This window comes from Brevibacillus sp. AY1 (assembly GCF_029870785.1).
In the GTDB taxonomy this organism is placed as follows: Bacteria; Bacillota; Bacilli; order Brevibacillales; family Brevibacillaceae; genus Brevibacillus; species Brevibacillus invocatus.
In genome coordinates, this window is sequence record NZ_JAFLPN010000002.1 from 201,617 (window position 1) to 217,156 (window position 15,540).

General features: G+C 48.9%; 18 protein-coding genes. 8 read left to right on the top strand and 10 right to left on the bottom strand.

What is annotated here, in order from left to right; all coding sequences use genetic code 11:
• Positions 1–334 precede the first annotated feature (334 nt).
• Positions 335–970 (top strand): alpha/beta fold hydrolase, encoded by a 636-nt coding sequence (locus tag JZI27_RS04410; protein WP_280206926.1) that lies wholly within the window; start codon positions 335–337, stop codon positions 968–970.
• A 120-nt stretch (positions 971–1,090) separates the two neighbouring features.
• Here JZI27_RS04410 and JZI27_RS04415 read toward each other — a convergent pair whose 3' ends face one another.
• Positions 1,091–1,753: a hypothetical protein gene (locus JZI27_RS04415; protein ID WP_280206893.1), complete on the bottom strand. Its 663-nt coding sequence runs from the start codon at positions 1,751–1,753 to the stop codon at positions 1,091–1,093.
• Positions 1,754–1,940: 187 nt separating this feature from the next.
• Positions 1,941–3,359 carry a type I glutamate--ammonia ligase gene (glnA, locus tag JZI27_RS04420; protein ID WP_280206894.1) on the bottom strand — a complete coding sequence of 473 codons (1,419 nt, stop codon included), beginning with the start codon at positions 3,357–3,359 and terminating at the stop codon, positions 1,941–1,943.
• Positions 3,360–3,584: 225 nt separating this feature from the next.
• Here glnA and panE point away from each other — a divergent pair, with 225 nt between their 5' ends.
• The 3 genes from panE to JZI27_RS04435 are packed head-to-tail and all read left to right on the top strand — an operon-like array spanning position 3,585 to position 6,728.
• Complete coding sequence (panE, locus tag JZI27_RS04425) at positions 3,585–4,514, top strand: 2-dehydropantoate 2-reductase (RefSeq protein ID WP_280206895.1); 930 nt, start codon at positions 3,585–3,587, stop codon at positions 4,512–4,514.
• A gap of 49 nt (positions 4,515–4,563) precedes the next feature.
• The gene (locus tag JZI27_RS04430) at positions 4,564–5,502 is read left to right on the top strand and encodes a 4-hydroxy-3-methylbut-2-enyl diphosphate reductase (RefSeq protein ID WP_280206896.1); all 939 of its coding nucleotides are present in this window, start codon (positions 4,564–4,566) and stop codon (positions 5,500–5,502) included.
• Between the two features lie 8 nt (positions 5,503–5,510).
• On the top strand, positions 5,511–6,728 hold the full coding sequence (locus JZI27_RS04435; protein ID WP_280206897.1) for an MFS transporter: 1,218 nt from the start codon (positions 5,511–5,513) through the stop codon (positions 6,726–6,728).
• On the opposite strand, the gene JZI27_RS04440 is transcribed toward JZI27_RS04435, so the two are convergent.
• The gene (locus tag JZI27_RS04440) at positions 6,718–7,107 is read right to left on the bottom strand and encodes a cupredoxin domain-containing protein (RefSeq protein WP_122908827.1); all 390 of its coding nucleotides are present in this window, start codon (positions 7,105–7,107) and stop codon (positions 6,718–6,720) included. The genes JZI27_RS04435 and JZI27_RS04440 overlap by 11 nt on opposite strands.
• A 187-nt stretch (positions 7,108–7,294) precedes the next feature.
• Here JZI27_RS04440 and JZI27_RS04445 point away from each other — a divergent pair, with 187 nt between their 5' ends.
• From JZI27_RS04445 to JZI27_RS04455, 3 genes are read left to right on the top strand one after another with little or no spacing between them, the layout of a single operon-like run.
• A complete protein-coding gene (locus JZI27_RS04445; RefSeq protein WP_122908828.1) occupies positions 7,295–7,636 on the top strand; it encodes a PadR family transcriptional regulator in 342 nt (113 codons plus the stop codon).
• Positions 7,637–7,640: 4 nt separating this feature from the next.
• Complete coding sequence (locus JZI27_RS04450; RefSeq protein ID WP_280206898.1) at positions 7,641–8,330, top strand: permease prefix domain 1-containing protein; 690 nt, start codon at positions 7,641–7,643, stop codon at positions 8,328–8,330.
• Positions 8,323–8,877, top strand: a complete 555-nt coding sequence (locus tag JZI27_RS04455; RefSeq protein WP_280206899.1) for a DUF4825 domain-containing protein — start codon at positions 8,323–8,325, stop codon at positions 8,875–8,877. Before JZI27_RS04450 ends, JZI27_RS04455 begins: the two co-directional genes overlap by 8 nt.
• Positions 8,878–8,929: 52 nt before the next feature.
• On the opposite strand, the gene JZI27_RS04460 is transcribed toward JZI27_RS04455, so the two are convergent.
• The 3 genes from JZI27_RS04460 to JZI27_RS04470 form a co-directional block, all read right to left on the bottom strand.
• Complete coding sequence (locus JZI27_RS04460) at positions 8,930–9,937, bottom strand: inorganic phosphate transporter (RefSeq protein WP_122908831.1); 1,008 nt, start codon at positions 9,935–9,937, stop codon at positions 8,930–8,932.
• Between the two features lie 129 nt (positions 9,938–10,066).
• A complete protein-coding gene (locus tag JZI27_RS04465; protein ID WP_251243380.1) occupies positions 10,067–10,684 on the bottom strand; it encodes a DUF47 domain-containing protein in 618 nt (205 codons plus the stop codon).
• A 72-nt stretch (positions 10,685–10,756) separates the two neighbouring features.
• On the bottom strand, positions 10,757–11,374 hold the full coding sequence (locus JZI27_RS04470; protein ID WP_122908953.1) for a LysE/ArgO family amino acid transporter: 618 nt from the start codon (positions 11,372–11,374) through the stop codon (positions 10,757–10,759).
• 147 nt (positions 11,375–11,521) lie between these two features.
• Here JZI27_RS04470 and JZI27_RS04475 point away from each other — a divergent pair, with 147 nt between their 5' ends.
• A complete protein-coding gene (locus JZI27_RS04475) occupies positions 11,522–12,976 on the top strand; it encodes an aminotransferase-like domain-containing protein (protein ID WP_280206900.1) in 1,455 nt (484 codons plus the stop codon).
• A 40-nt stretch (positions 12,977–13,016) separates the two neighbouring features.
• On the opposite strand, the gene JZI27_RS04480 is transcribed toward JZI27_RS04475, so the two are convergent.
• The 4 genes from JZI27_RS04480 to proC all read right to left on the bottom strand — a co-directional run bounded on the left by JZI27_RS04480 (position 13,017) and on the right by proC (position 15,519).
• Complete coding sequence (locus tag JZI27_RS04480; RefSeq protein ID WP_122908834.1) at positions 13,017–13,349, bottom strand: spore coat protein; 333 nt, start codon at positions 13,347–13,349, stop codon at positions 13,017–13,019.
• Between the two features lie 12 nt (positions 13,350–13,361).
• Positions 13,362–13,667 carry a ferritin family protein gene (locus JZI27_RS04485; RefSeq protein ID WP_122908835.1) on the bottom strand — a complete coding sequence of 102 codons (306 nt, stop codon included), beginning with the start codon at positions 13,665–13,667 and terminating at the stop codon, positions 13,362–13,364.
• 139 nt (positions 13,668–13,806) lie between these two features.
• A complete protein-coding gene (locus JZI27_RS04490) occupies positions 13,807–14,616 on the bottom strand; it encodes a hypothetical protein (protein ID WP_122908836.1) in 810 nt (269 codons plus the stop codon).
• A 60-nt stretch (positions 14,617–14,676) separates the two neighbouring features.
• Complete coding sequence (gene proC, locus JZI27_RS04495; protein WP_251243382.1) at positions 14,677–15,519, bottom strand: pyrroline-5-carboxylate reductase; 843 nt, start codon at positions 15,517–15,519, stop codon at positions 14,677–14,679.
• Between the last annotated feature and the right edge of the window lie 21 nt (positions 15,520–15,540).

Here is a 15,540-nt window from a genome sequence, read left to right on the forward strand (position 1 = left end):
GTCTCCTCCTCTTCTTTCTAGGGCGATGCAGCAAACGTCTTTTTTGTAATGATTTGATTTAAATAACATTTCCCTTTAATAGTAATATAATGAAATTACTTTATCAGAGGTGAGAACGTTGGAACTAATACGAAAGACAGCAGAAATAAATGGTACAAGTATTGACTACCTTGATTCTTCCATTGAATCAGCACCTGCTTTACTATTCTGTCATGTACTCGGGGGAACAAAGGAGTCTTTTGATCCAGTCATCCAAAAACTTACGGGAAGATATAGGATCATTTCAATGGACTTAAGAGGGCATTGATGTTCTTCGAAGAATGGGCCATTTTCGATCCAACAGTTAGCAGATGATGTTCATGAACTTCTGAATGTTGAACGAATGGAGAAGGTAACGATTGTTGGCGCATCTATTTCAAGTACTGTAGCATTATTGTTTGCCAGTCAACATCCTGAGTTCGTGGAAAAACTCATTTTGGTAGATGGTGGATACTGCGTGCTAGAAGAAATGCCCGATTTCGATGTCGAGGCAAGTCTGAAGAATACCCAGGTCATTTTCCAGCCACATACACATAAAGAATTGGTTAATGGCGTAAAAACGTCTTTTGGCCCCTTTTTTTCGAAGGTAGTTGAAGCTGCCGAATTATACGCATGGCAGCAAATTGGACACGATACATATGAAAGCAGACTTACGTACGAGGCCTGGAAGGATTTCTTCAAAGAGAGTTGTACGATAAGGCTGGATAGCGTTTATCAACGCATAAACTGTCCCGTATTATTAGTGCAAAAAGATCCGGATTTGCCTATGTATTCAAAAGAACGTTCAGATTTTTATCATCATGCGGCAAGAGAATTTGAAAAAAAAGTACCAACAGCTCGGGTGATCACCCTTCCGAATTCCCATCATCAAATGATGTTAACCAATCCTCAAGAGCTGGCTTCCATTATAGAGGATTACATGAGGCGATGACGAGCGAGTTGCAAGTCCATCTCTATCATGAAGAACCCTTCTCGCCGAGAGAAGGGTTCTTGCTGTGATATAGCCATGTATCTTACAGATAGGATCAAAGATTCTCTTACATTATTATGGCTATTTTGGGACAGCTCGCTCATTTAAATCAGCATCATACCATTGATCCCATTCAATCGTTTTGGTTTTCTTTTGAAACCCTCGAACAGAACCCTCAGAATCAAGAGACACTTGAATGTATGTAGCCATACTGGGGTCATCACTGATTTTTTTAAAATTCACTTTTGGTGGAAGTGCAGATGGATTTGGTCCTTTTAAAGTTTCTCTCCATACCTGTAGTGGAGTATAACCTTGTTCCCCCATTACATCTACTAAGAATTGGCTAGCGACTTCAATAGCTTTTTGATCTGGTATTTGTCCCGGTTGTGGATAAATATTAACGCCAAGCATGAAGAATTGTAGAGAGTGTGTTTTAGGGTCAAAAGAAAAGATATTGTCCGTCCTATGTACATCATCCGTTTTATTTAGCATTACCGTAATCTCATTCGGAGAATAAAGAGAGTCTCCATCCTTCGACAAGCGAATGATGTTGTAATCATTTAGAAAGGGAATCTTCTCCTTTAACGATTCGATAGTTTGAGCAATCATTGGAGGGAGAAGGTCCAGGTTTTCTTGACTATTACTGGGGAGAGCTACCATTGCAAAAGCTGTGTTTGCGCCTATTGTTGTGAAGAGCAGTGCAGAAATACCTACTATCTGACAAAAATGCTTAAGATTTTTCATCATGCAATCATCCTTTTCGATTTGAATAGGTACATGGAAGTAGTCGTTAAAAAATAGGGAAAAGGTTACAAGGGGTACAGACTCAAAATGATAGTCAGTGAAAGATGCAAAGCAAGCGATTGTGAAAGAAAGTAGCCCTACTCTTGTTTTGAACAAGGGTAGGGCTGCTTTTGCAGAAAAATAAAACTTACAGATCGTAGTACAGCTCGTATTCCTTCGGATTGACGGTGCGCTCTACTTGTTGGATCTCATCACGCTTGTGGGAAATCCAGCTGTCGATCAGATCCTTTGTGAATACATCGCCCGCAAGCAAGAACTCGTGGTCGCTCTCCAATGCTTCCAGTGCTTCAGCCAGGGAACCAGGCAAGCTCTTGATTTCGTTTTTCTCTACGTCAGACAGATCGTAGATGTTTTTGTCGAGTGGCCCGAAGCCCATTTCGCGCGGGTCCAGCTTTTTCGCGATGCCGTCCAGGCCAGCCATCAGCATGGCGGCAAATGCCAGATATGGGTTGGCAGTTGAGTCTGGTGTGCGGAACTCGATACGAGAAGCTTTTGGTGTTACTGCCGCAACCGGGATACGGACAGCAGCAGAGCGGTTTCCTTTGGAGAAGACCAGATTCACGGGTGCTTCGTAGCCAGGAACCAGACGTTTGAACGAGTTGGTGCTTGGGTTGGTCAGTGCGATCAGCGCTGGTGCGTGATGCAGGATACCCCCAATGTAGTGGAGTGCGGTTTCGCTCAGGTTGGCATAAGCGCCTTTTTCAAAGAACAGCGGAGTATCGCCGTCGAACAAGCTTTGGTGTACGTGCATGCCGGAACCATTGTCGCCGACGATTGGCTTTGGCATGAAGGTAGCCGTTTTGCCGTGCTTGGCCGCTACGTTGCGCACGATGTATTTGAACAGGAGAAGGTTGTCTGCTGTGCGGGTCAAGGTATCAAAGCGGAAGTTGATTTCACCTTGTCCAGCAGTCGCAACCTCGTGGTGATGACGCTCTACTTTTATGCCGGATTGGGTCAGCAGGGTGCACATTTCATTACGGATATCGGCTTGTGTGTCAGTAGGCTGCACAGGGAAGTAGCCACCTTTGTTGCGGACTTTATAGCCCAGGTTTTGTCCTTCCTTGCCAGTGTTCCAGTACGCTTCTTCGGAATCAATATGATAGAACGAACCGGATGGACCGGACGCATAACGGACGTTGTCGAACAGGAAAAACTCGGATTCAGGGCCAAAGTAGGCAGCTGTAGCGATGCCGAGGTTTTTCAGATAGGCTTCCGCTTTCAGTGCGATACCACGAGGATCGCGATCATATGGGGAGTTGTCAGGGTTCAGGATGTTACATACAATGTTCAGGGTTTTTTCTTCTACGAAAGGATCGATGAAGGCTGTAGCCGGGTCAGGCATGGCCACCATGTCGCTTTCTTCGATGGATTTGTAGCCTGTCAAGCTGGAACCGTCGAATGCTACACCATTTACGAAGGTGTCCTCGTCCACCGCATAAGCTGGAACGGTTACGTGATGCTGACGACCGAGCAGATCCACGATACGGAAATCCACATATTTAATGTCTTCGGTTTCAATTGTAGTCAACACATCTTTCATATCCATGCATAACACTCCTATTCACGAATGATTTTTTAATGTCTAATTGGATAGTTCGTCTTTCGTGCTTCTCTATAGTATGAATTATAGCTACAGTTCCAATTGTTCGTCAAGAGATTTTCTTACCTTTAGTGTAAGTTTTTCTAACATTGTATGTATAGTGTCGCAAATGGTTCCTTTTTTGTAGAATGGAGACGAGTGTATATCTTTCGTTAGATGGAGGAGAGACGGATGAGGGTACTGGTACTGGGAGCTGGAGCGATAGGCGGTTATTTTGGAGGGCGTTTGGCCGAAAGTGGAGTGGACGTGACTTTTCTCGTGCGTGAGCGCAGACGTCAGCAGTTGGCTGAACGCGGTCTCCGCATTGAGAGCGTGCAAGGCAATTTTCATCTGAAAAAACCAAAATGGATCATGGCAGGGGAAGAAGCCGAGGCATTTGATGTCATCCTGTTGTCCAACAAAGCCTATCATCTGTCCGGCAGTATCGAATCCATCGCTCCTTACGTAAGTAAAGATACCGTGATCATTCCTTTGCTCAACGGCATTGCTCACATGGAACTACTGTGGGAGCGATTTGGCAAGGAAAATGTGCTCGGCGGTCTTTGCTTCATCGAGTCCACCTTAAATGCAGACGGCGATGTCGTGCATACGAGCAAGCTGCACGATACGGTATTCGGGGAGTGGGATGGCGGTAAGAGCGAGCGCGTCCTGCGGATTGCAGAAGCATTTTCCAAAATCAACGGAAGGTTTAAAGCAAGCTCTTTTATCCAGCGGGAAGTGTGGCATAAATACCTGTTTATCACGACGCTGTCGGGAATTACGACTTTAATGAACGCTGCAGTAGGCCCGATTCAATCGTCGCCACATGGAGTAGAGCTGACCCGGCAATTGGCTGAAGAGATCGCTTTGGTCATGAAATCCTGGGACGCGCCCATCGATGTGGATATTGTAGACAAGCAGATCGAGATGTTTACCAACACACATGCGGGCATGAAATCCTCCATGCTTCGCGACATGGAAAAAGGACTGCCTGTCGAGGGCGATCATCTGCAAGGCTATCTGTTGAAGCGTGCTGATCAGCTCGATCTCAGTACACCACTGCTGAAAGTGGTTTACAATAATCTGAAGGTTTACGAACAGAAGCGGGAAGCTGACAAATAAGGTATAATAACAGGAAGAAAAAAGTCATTTGATAATAGGAGGGGTAAAGATGGAAGTCATCAAGATTTCCCCCCGCGGATACTGCTACGGAGTCGTGGATGCGATGGTACTGGCGGTAAAGACAGCCCAAGACGCCAATGTTCCGCGCCCGATTCACATACTGGGTATGATCGTACACAATGCTCACGTCGTAGAGGCGTTTGAAAAACAAGGCATTAAGACACTTGATGGGGAAGACAGAATGGCCCTGCTGGATCAGATCGATGAAGGGACGGTTATTTTCACCGCGCACGGCGTTTCCCCTGAAGTCCGCAAAAAAGCGCGAGACAAGGGATTGACGGTCGTAGACGCTACTTGTCCGGACGTGACCAAGACCCATGATCTGATTCGCGAAAAGGTAAAAGACGGCTACCACGTGATCTACATCGGCAAAAAGGGCCATCCTGAGCCAGAAGGTGCAATGGGCATAGCGCCTGAGCACGTACATCTGGTGCAAAAACTGGAAGACCTTGACAAGATGGGAGAGGTACCGGCTGACAAGCTGATTGTGACCAACCAGACCACGATGAGCCAGTGGGATGTCAAGCACCTGATGGAGGCAATCGTGGAGCGTTATCCGCGGGTAGAGGTACACAACGAAATCTGTCTGGCTACACAAGTTCGCCAGGAGGCAGTTGCCGCACAAGCGGGGGAAGCAGATTTGTGTATCGTCGTCGGTGATCCGCGAAGCAACAATTCCAACAGGCTAGCGCAGGTGTCGGAGGAGATCGCCCGTGTTCCTTCCTACCGCATCGCCGATCTGTCGGAGCTGGACATTGAATGGTTGAAAGGCAAGAAAAACATCGCGGTTACGTCCGGGGCTTCTACGCCTACACCATTGACGAAGGAAGTCATTAGCTTCCTGGAGCAGTTTGATGAATTCAACCCAGCTACATGGGAAAAGAAACGTACCGTTAATATGGCAAAAATATTGCCGGCGGTTAAATAGGAGCTTGTATGACAGGAGTCTTTTCTGGCAACAAACAAAGTAGCGCTGGAGGCAAGTTGATCAGTCTCAGCGCTCTTTATTTGTTCAGTTACTATGGATTTGGTGCCTTTACACCTTTAATCATGCAGTATTACCAATCGATCAATCTGACCGGTACGCAGATCGGCTTGATCAGTGCAACGACACCAGTGGTCTCGATTGTGACCCAGCCACTCTGGGGAATCATTTGTGACCGGTTTCAAATTCGCAAGAGTGTGCTTGTTCTGACTTTGCTGACTTCCGGATTGATCGGCCTGTTGTTTCCTGTGGTATCGACGTTTGCTCTGGTACTGATTCTATACACCGTCTTATCCGTGTTTCAAAGTGCCATCGTTCCGGTTTCGGACAGCATTGCGCTTGGATATGTCAAAAAACAAAATCTGCAGTTTGGCGATATCCGCATGTGGGGAGCGATTGGTTTTGCCCTGGCGGCTTTTTTGACGGGGGTCATGATCGAAAAGTGGGGACCATCGGTGATTTTCTATTCCTACTTCGCGGCGATGGTCGTCTCCATTCTCTTCCTTCGTCAAGTGCCGGAGGAGGTAGAATCGGCACCGAAATTCACGACGGGCATGCTCGAGGGAATCAAGGATCTCTTGAGATTGCCCCGCTTCGTCCTGTTTCTCACCGCTTCCTTTTTTGTATTTGGGTCGGTGAACGCCAACAATATCTGGTTTTCCCTGTATTATCAGGAGATTGGCGGGACGATAGCCGGTGTCGGCCTCGCTTTCCTGCTGTTTGCGGGCAGCGAGGCTCCATTCATGAAGCTGGCTGGTTATTTCGCTCGGCGCTGGGGTCTGGAGCTGACGATCCTGATCGCGGCCAGCGTGTCTGCCATTCGCTGGTTTTGGTATAGCTCAGCACCCAGCACGACAGCGGTAATTGCGCTTTTCTTTGTTCAGGGAATTTCGGTCGGCTTTTACCTGGCGACAGCAGCACAATTTGTGCGAGAAAATACACCAGCCTCCCTTCAAGTAACGGCGCTGGCTCTGTTCTTCTCCGTTGGGCATGGGCTTGGGACGATGCTGTGCAACCTGACTGCAGGGTGGATCAAGGACAACTTTTCGACCTTGACCATCTATTCCTTTTTCGGGACCGTGACGGTGATCGGACTGATTCCGCTGCTTCTCATCCGTTTTGGGCCCTGGAAGGCTGCAGCAGAAGACAAAGTGGATGCTACTCGATGACAAGAAGTCCCTGGTACCCGGTTTCCGGATAGCCTGGTGCGTCTGAGACGAATGGGTATTCCCCTTTTTTTCTTGCAGCGAACTGAAGCAAGGTAGACTGACTGGGCTTCAGCTCGCTGGAGGAGACATTCATTTCGCGTATGGCGAGATTGTGGGGCTTCAGATCGGTGTTGACGATCATGAGAGAGACCAGTTCACCTTCACGTACCGTAATTCGGTTAGGCAAAAATCCAGCACTGGAGATGGTCACGGTCTGGTTGCGCGCGGCTGAAGCGAAAGTCGTATGTAGTCGGTAGTAGTGGTGCAACGCGACGAGTCCAATGATGACCGCCAGTGCGATGAGAGGATAGCGAAGCTGTCTGAACCGTTGAACTGACATTCCGATCGGCTCCTTTTTGTATGTGATACCATGGTGTTGTTATCTTTAGACTGTCCCCGTACCCACGACGATAAACACAAAACAATCGATGGAAATAGTCCCTTGTGAAGCAAGGGTCTATTTTTTTGGTACAATACTTTGTCACGCATAGTAATATGTGTTATGCTGTACGTGCGAGGTGAAGGGGATGCGTGACAGCAATATTAGCAGTGATTTGATACGCGGTCATATCGATACGATCATTCTGCGTGTCTTGTGTGAAGGAGACAATTACGGCTATGAGATCATAAAAGCCATTTCCAAAATCAGCGAAGGCAAGTACGAGTTGAAGGAGCCCTCTCTTTATTCCAGTCTGAAGCGTCTGGAGACACAAAAACAGATTATTTCCTATTGGGGAGACGAAAGTCAGGGTGGCAGACGCAAGTATTATCAGGTGACGCCATCAGGGAGAGACGCGTATGAGCAATCTCTGGCAGCTTGGAAAGTGGCGAGGGAGTTAATCGACCAGCTTTTGGAGAGGAAGGAGTAACGAGATGAAACCATTGCAGCAGCATGTTGATCAATTGTTTCGCAGGTACGCCAAGGATACCAGCGATCAAATACAAGATTTAAAACGGGAAGTGCTGAGCAACCTGGAAGCCAAAGTGGCGGATCTGACAGCAAATGGAGTGGAGCAGAGGGAAGCGATTCGTCAAGCTGTGCAAAGCATCACATCCGTGGATCACCTGATTGATCGGAACCGAAACATCTTCGTCTTCTCATACTGCCTAGAGTTCGTGCAAATCACTCTGCTGTATCTTCTTATCGCGTGGATTATCGTCTTGCCGCTACAAATTATCCATATGGGCGGCATGCTCCATCTCCTGCTGCTCATCAGCATCGCCGTGGTTGGATTGCTGTACATTACGTTATTGATCATCAAGAGAATGAACCCGGGGATTATGCAAAAAACTGCCGCACTGGATCTGCAAGCTGCTTTTCGCTTTCGCAAAATCGGTTGGCTCATATGGGGATTGTTTGTCCTCGTCTGGCTGTTGTTCACGACGGCACTCGAGTTCGGAAGCAACATCTGGTTTTGGCGCCAGGTAAAGATCGGTGGACCGTATCAATTTGCGGTACTGACCGTTCGTTATGCCTTGCCTTTCTTTTCAGTAATCCTTCCCATGCTGTTGCACGTTTCTCCCAAGCTCATCATGAAGTACGAGGTGCATGAAGATGAATAGGAGAAATAAGGCGATCCTGTTTTTTCTGGTGATTGGAGTCGTCCTGTATGGTGTTATTCAAGGAGTCGTGATTCCAGCCAATGAAGAAAAGGCTGTGCGGTATCAACTCGACCAGCAGAAGCCGATGACCCATGACCTGAAATCCATCCTGCCATACAAAAGCAAGTACATGGGAGATGCCTCCAATGTCTTCAACCTGTTTTTCCATTTGCCTTTGAATCATCTGAATCGGACGTATCAACTCGATTCCGAGCAGTTCAAAGTGGAAATCAAGTATCAAACAGAGGAAAGGGAAAAGAGTCAGGAGGAAGTGAAGCAAGCATTGCTGTATAATGCTTTGGCTGCCTTTGCTTTGATCGATAACCTTCAGACACTGGAGTTTCAGTTTCCTTCTGTGACCTATCAGACTAGTCGTGAACAGATGGAGCAGGTATTCGGAAAGCCATTGGCAGATTTGCTGACAGAGCAGCAGTGGAAGGAAATTCAGGAAAAATGGAACGATGCACGTTTTCTGAAGGACAGCATGGGGCAAGCGTTCGGAGAATAAAGAAGAACATCCCATAGCGAAAAAGCCCTCAGCGCAGAGGGCTTTTTGCATTTTAAAAAAAGACGACCAGCAAATAGTAAAACAAACTGGCGATGATAGCCGAAATCGGCAAGGTGATAAACCAGGTGATGACAATGCGCTTGGCTACTCCCCAGTTGACGTTCTTGAATCGTTTGGCAGCGCCTACTCCCATGATCGCAGATGAGATGACATGGGTTGAGCTGACAGGCAAACCGAGCTGCGTAAAAGTGAAGATGATCGACGAAGAGGTCAGGTCGGCAGTGGCTCCATTGATCGGCTCGATTTTGGTAATTTTGCCGCCTACAGTCTTGATGATTTTCCAACCGCCAACAGATGTGCCGAGACCCATCGCCAGGGCGCAGATAAATTGGACCCAGAAGGGAATGTGCTGGGCGTCCTCCTGAATTTGTGCGGCTACAAGGGCAAAAACGATAATGCCCATCGCTTTTTGGGCATCGTTGGTTCCGTGCGTGAAGGATTGCAGGGCAGCGGTGAAAATCTGAAAGAAACGAAACCCTCTGTTGATCCTCGTGGGTGGAGTAGACACTCGGCTAAAAAGCAAATACAGCAGATTCATCAGCAGGTAGCCTGCCACGAGTGCGATGATCGGCGACAGGATCAATGCCTTGAAGATGTCAGTAAAGCCGTCCCAGTTGACTTGTCCAAAGCCTGCTGACGCAATGACAGCTCCTGCCAGAGAGCCGATGAGCGCATGGGATGAGCTGCTGGGAATTCCGTACCACCACGTGACCAGATTCCAGGTGATCGCCGAGAGCAGAGCCGCGATGACGACGAGGACGCCAAATTCCAGCTTTGCCGGGTCTGCGATACTGCCACCTATGGTTTTCGCTACCCCTGTAAAGGTAAGGGCACCGATGAAGTTCATCGAAGCGGCTAGCGCAATCGCTATTTTGGGCGGCAAGGCTTTCGTTGAGACTGTCGTTGCGATTGCATTGGCTGTATCGTGAAATCCATTGATAAAATCAAAGGACACAGCGAGAATCACAACCATCACGACCAATGGAAGACCCGTATCCACAGGACAAGCTCCTCCCTTTTTTACGTGTAGGAATGTATAAGTGTTTACGCTTATCCATTCCGGAGCGCATAAAAACTTTCTGCTAAAACGCGGTCGCTCCTCCTTGAATAGGCATCGATAGAGGTTTTTTTACGTATTACCCATGATCACTGTCTCCAGCACATCCGCTACATCCTCACAATGATCCGTCACTTCTTCCAGCAGCTCGTAGATTTCCTTGAATTGCATGATATGAATGGCGTCTGTTGAGGTTTTGAAAAGCTCGCGAACACTGGTGCGCAACAACTCGTCGCCCTCACTCTCCAGCTCGTTGATGCCGATGATGTATTCCTTCATGGCGGACAGCTTCTGCTTTTGCAGCAACTCTATCGCATGCACGATTTGCTGGGTAGAATCTTCGATGATTCGTGCGAAGTGAATCATCACATCATCCCCGCGTGTGATATCAAACATATACAGTCGAGCAGCACAGCATTCCAAGCCATCGAGTACATCGTCCAGCTTGATGGCAAGCTCCATCACATCTTCACGCTCGATGGCGGTGATAAAGCTCTTGTTGATGCGAAAAATGATTTCGTGGATCAGTCGATCGCCTTTTGATTCAAAGTCTTTCATCGTGTTGGAAAAGCTCTCGACGGTTTCCAATGACTTGACCTTGTACTGGTTGAAAAAGACGGCAGAATCATGAACGTTTTGGGCGATCACAAGAAGATCATCCAGGAGTGGGTCGGATTTGGTAAAAAGCATAGGAACCTCCGCGATGTGTCTGATAGGAGTATTGTCGGTGGAGCGCGGTAGGTTTATGCACCGAAAAGTCAATTACAGCGTGAACAGTGTCCAGGTCATATACAGGGCAACGCCCCACATGATGAGGGCTGAGACCATATTTAAGCCGCGCATCAGTCTGCCTGAACGGTCCAATTTCCCGGTTAGACGACCTGCTATGCATAAGCCAAAAAACCAAAGACAGGAGACGAGGATACAGGCGACGGTAAACCCCCATTTGGCTCCTCCTGCATAATGGAGTGAGCTGGTGCCGATGACGCCGATTGTATCCAGGATTGCATGTGGATTGAGAAGCGAGACTGAGGCAGCAAACATCACTTGCCGTTTCGCTGAAAACTGAACGGTTTCTTGCTTCTGATCCACATTCGCACGGCTACGCCAGGTAAGGAAGCCCATGTACAGCAAAAAGAGTACGCCTATAGCATATAGCAGTGTCTTTAACCAGGCGACGGAGAGGACGACGAGTGAGACCCCCAGGACAGCCAGTAAAATGAGTAGGGCATCACAGAGAGCAGCCGTGATGACGACCGGCATCGCTCGCCACAGGGATGGCTGGAGTGCGCCTTGATTAAAGACAAAGACATTTTGCGCACCGAGCGGCAAGATGAGTCCAAAGGCCAGGATGAATCCATGCAAGATTGCTTCGATCACGAAAATTCCCTCCGAATTCCATTGAATAACGTGCACAGGCATCTTTGTCATTATTCACTCTTTTTGATCTCTTGTCTCCAGCCAATTGGTTTGCTCGTAGACCAACCAATTTGTACAATACAGGTAACTGGGGTGGAGGGATGCACAGTGCTTACGATCGATTGGAAACCGGACAAGTCATCGGATATAGCGGTCTATAAACAGATTGTTGCTTATATGAAAGAAAAGATCGCAGCGGGGGAGTGGCCTGTCAAAAGCAAACTGCCTACTCAAAGAGCGCTTGCAGAAAGCCTGGGGGTAAACCGGAGCACAGTGGTCACGGCGCTGGAAGAGCTGAGAGCAGAAGGGCTGATCGAGTCGACAGTGGGGAGCGGCACGCAGGTGAGCAACAACACCTGGACCTTGTTGTCTGCGACACCTCCGCCGGACTGGATGAGTTACGTAAAAGCGGGTGCGCATCCGCCCAATTTGCCAACGATTCAGGATATAAACCGGTATGAGCCCGATCCGAGCTACATCAGGCTTGGAACCGGAGAGCTGTCTCCAGACCTGATTCCAAAAGAACAAATGAAGGATATCCTTAGCCGTTCGGGAGAAACCATCACGCAGCTCGGCTATTCCGAACCCAAAGGGCTATTGCCCCTGCGGCAGGCCATCAGCCAGCATTTGAGAGGGCGAGGCCTCGACGTTTCGCCATCTTCCATCTTGATCGTCTCAGGAGCCTTGCAGGCACTTCATTTGATCTCTATCGGGCTTTTGCATAAGGGCTCGACCATTTTGCTGGAGCAGCCTTCCTATTTGAATTCGCTGCCCTTGTTTCAGGCTTCCGGCATGAGTCTTGTCGGAGTGCCGATGGATGATGAAGGGATTCTGGCTGACGCGCTCGCTTATCACAAAAAGGCCCAAAACGGGGCGCTGCTCTACACGATCCCTTCGTACCACAATCCAACGGGCCGATTCATGACAGAGCGACGTCGGGAACAGGTACTGGCTGTATGTGAGCGGGAGCGATTGCCTGTACTGGAGGACGACGTATACGGGGACCTATGGTTTGACAAGCCCGAGTCGTTACCGCTGAAGGCAAGGGATCAGAACGGACTGGTTCTTTATTTGGGGAGTCTGTCGAAAACGTTGAGTCCAGGGCTTAGAATTGGTTGGATCGTCGGTCCCGAACCTGTGGTGGATCGTTTGGCAGATGTCAAAATGCAGACGGATTACGGAGCGAGCGCTCTGTCCCAATGGGTGGCGATGGAGTGGCTGAAGAGTGGAGTGTACGAGAAGCATCTGGAAGAAGTACGGGTAGCTTTGCGGAGGCGTCGAGATCTCATGTGCAGCTTGCTGTCCCGTTGGTTCCAAGACTTGGCTGACTGGCAGATACCGCAGGGAGGGTTTTATATCTGGCTGCGCTTTCGTCATTCTTTTTCGATGCGAACCTTGTTTACCAAAGCCTTGTCAACCGGAATCCTGCTCAATCCCGGGTATATATACGATCAAACAGACAGCAGGCATCTGCGCTTGTCTTATGCCTATGCGAGTGAAGAAGAGACGGAGCAGGCTGTGTATCGATTATCCGAGCTGGTCAAAGAAATGATCAGACATTGAAGAACAAGAACATCCCTCGGGATGTTCTTGTTGTGTTGCATCAATGATACGGAAACTGCGTAGAGTAACCGCTAAACTGCTGATAAGCCTGCTGCAGCTTTTGTTGATCTTCTGCTTCGAGCTTGTACCAGCCTTTTCGGAACATCAAGTTATACGCTTCTCGGGCGCTCTGATGCGTTTCAATCAAAATTTGCATCATGTCTTGATGGAGCTGCTGGTGGCTTGCTTCACGCACAGCCACATTCATGCTGTCCGTCAAGTATTTGCAAGTAGACAGGCAATCGTTCAGATAGTCGCGATCGTTCATCTCAGGCGTTTTTACCTGTGGCATGTTGGCAGGCTGCGGATTGGCAATCTGATTTTGATTTGGCATGTGATCTCCCCCTTACTGCATCTGAGGCTGCTGTTGGGATTGGGTTTGCGGCAGAGATGCCATCACTGCAGTATTGTTGTTTTGAAGGTGGCTAAGGAGCGTTTGGTAATGCTTCTGATGCATGCGGCCTGCTTTTTCCAAATGCTGCTTCACTTCCGGGTCCTGTGCCTGCTGCGCGAAGGCATGGAACTTTTTAAAGGCGATCAGGTTCCAGGACATGGCATCCTTCAAATAGCTGCAATCCTTTGTCGTGATGACCTTGGGGGGTTCTGGAATAGGGACTTGTGCAGACTGCATCGAAGACAGGATAGACGGCATGAGTGAGCTCCTTTCATGGGGGAATACACATGTAGTATGAGCTACATTTGGGGAAGTAAAGCGTAGAAAAAAAATCCGGCTGTATGAGCCGGATTTTGTGCGGTGATGCGATGTTTGTCTTTATCTTTATGGTATTTATTTACACAAGGCGCAGGCTTGTGACCTGAATGTCGATGCTGGCGGGAGCGATGTTCAAGGTGTAGCTTACTTCCTTATGCAGCTCGGATTGAAGCTCAATGATTCGTTCTGGAATATACGTCCCATAAGGAACCTTCAGGGCCAGCGTCAGCTCGATACGCGGCAAGTCTTCAAAAGAGGTGTTCGCTTTCAGGATTTGATCGACTTCCTCATACTCGTTGCAGACACCCTGCACAATCTTGCGCAAGACCTGCGGATGGATCAGGATACGTCCTCCAGAAAAAGGAGGATGGACCACCGTAGATTCACCGCCATTCGCTTCCTTTTTGGAGGAAAAAATCCGTTGGGCAGAAGAGAGCAGTCGTTGGATAAAATCCTGTTCCACCTCAACGCGCGGGATGGGAATGACGTGTCTCCCCATCGTTTCCCGGATGTAGCGGGCAGCCTCGATATCCTGAGGACGCTTGATGGACTCGATCGGGATGAATTCGACCGGCTCGGGTAGCTCCAGTGCTTCCACGATCCGTTCGATCATGCGCTGTGAAGTTCCCAGAACCAGCATCCGTTCCAAAGCGAGATCAGTCAGCGCTTGCCGAACCTCATTCGCGTGATCTTCGTAATGAAAAATGGCGCGTTTTACTGCTTGGATTTTCGTTTTTTCATATTTGGCGGATGTACCGGCTACCTTGCGTCCTTGATAAATCAAGATGCCGTCGTCGATGATCGCATCGATATTCATCCGGTGAGCCAGCTCCAGAGCCATTGAGCTCTTGCCTGTTCCGCTCGTTCCATACAAGGCGTAAATATTCATGGACACCTCCGTGTTTCTCCAGCCCATCCAGTATACAACAGAAGGAAGGACAGACAAAAGCTAGCGGTACTGTGCGCCCAATTCACGGGAACGCTCAGTAGCGCGAAGAATGGCGGAAGTGACAGCTTCCTGAAACTGATACGATTGGAGAACCTCCAGACCAGCTTGAGTAGTTCCACCAGGACTGGTCACTTTTTGACGCAGCAGGGCAGGGTCCTCGCTGGTATCGAGCAGCATGTGCGCGGCGCCAAGCAAGGTCTGCAGGGTGAGCTGGCGGGCCGTTTCGCGACAGAGACCGGCTTTGGCTCCAGCTCCCACCATCGCCTCAACCAGATAGTAAATATAGGCAGGACCACTGCCGGAAAGGCCGGTCACAATGTCCAGCTCCTCCTCAGCGACGGTGAATACCGTGCCGATAGCTTCAAACAGGCGCGTGGCCAGCTCGAGCTGTTCTTCTGTCACAAAGCGATTGCAGGCAAGCCCGGTCGCAGACAGACCGATAGCAGATGACGTGTTAGGCATTGTCCGTATGATTGCACATTGTACGCCAAGCCATTCCTCGATCAGGGAAGTGGCCACTCCTGCGATCACCGAGATGACCAATTGACCCGGACGGACTGTGCCTTGCAGCTCCATCAATGCTTCCGCTGCATCCTTTGGCTTCATCGCCAGAATAAGGATGTCGGAAGTATCCACGAGCAGCTTTCGGTCCTGCGACACTTGCACTTGATAGGTATCAGCGAGTTGATCCAGTCGTTCCTGATTGTTGCGATTGGAAACCAGGATGTGCTCGGCGCTGAGAAGTCCCTTTTTCAAAATGCCGGAGAGCATGGCTTCAGCGATGGAGCCAGCTCCCAGAAAACCAATACGTCCTTCGATGGAAAAAGCAGGCTGTGTGTTCATGGTTGTCTTCCTCCTTTCGGG

Bases quoted from the DNA above. Each gene is read 5' to 3' on its own strand.
- JZI27_RS04485 (WP_122908835.1), bottom strand. From the start codon at position 13,667: ATGCCGTCTATCCTGTCTTCGATGCAGTCTGCACAAGTCCCTATTCCA.
- JZI27_RS04450 (WP_280206898.1), top strand. From the start codon at position 7,641: ATGAAACCATTGCAGCAGCATGTTGATCAATTGTTTCGCAGGTACGCC.
- JZI27_RS04435 (WP_280206897.1), top strand. From the start codon at position 5,511: ATGACAGGAGTCTTTTCTGGCAACAAACAAAGTAGCGCTGGAGGCAAG.
- JZI27_RS04430 (WP_280206896.1), top strand. From the start codon at position 4,564: ATGGAAGTCATCAAGATTTCCCCCCGCGGATACTGCTACGGAGTCGTG.
- JZI27_RS04415 (WP_280206893.1), bottom strand. From the start codon at position 1,753: ATGAAAAATCTTAAGCATTTTTGTCAGATAGTAGGTATTTCTGCACTG.
- JZI27_RS04440 (WP_122908827.1), bottom strand. From the start codon at position 7,107: ATGTCAGTTCAACGGTTCAGACAGCTTCGCTATCCTCTCATCGCACTG.
- JZI27_RS04490 (WP_122908836.1), bottom strand. From the start codon at position 14,616: ATGAATATTTACGCCTTGTATGGAACGAGCGGAACAGGCAAGAGCTCA.
- panE (WP_280206895.1), top strand. From the start codon at position 3,585: ATGAGGGTACTGGTACTGGGAGCTGGAGCGATAGGCGGTTATTTTGGA.
- JZI27_RS04445 (WP_122908828.1), top strand. From the start codon at position 7,295: ATGCGTGACAGCAATATTAGCAGTGATTTGATACGCGGTCATATCGAT.
- JZI27_RS04480 (WP_122908834.1), bottom strand. From the start codon at position 13,349: ATGCCAAATCAAAATCAGATTGCCAATCCGCAGCCTGCCAACATGCCA.
- JZI27_RS04455 (WP_280206899.1), top strand. From the start codon at position 8,323: ATGAATAGGAGAAATAAGGCGATCCTGTTTTTTCTGGTGATTGGAGTC.
- JZI27_RS04465 (WP_251243380.1), bottom strand. From the start codon at position 10,684: ATGCTTTTTACCAAATCCGACCCACTCCTGGATGATCTTCTTGTGATC.
- proC (WP_251243382.1), bottom strand. From the start codon at position 15,519: ATGAACACACAGCCTGCTTTTTCCATCGAAGGACGTATTGGTTTTCTG.
- glnA (WP_280206894.1), bottom strand. From the start codon at position 3,359: ATGGATATGAAAGATGTGTTGACTACAATTGAAACCGAAGACATTAAA.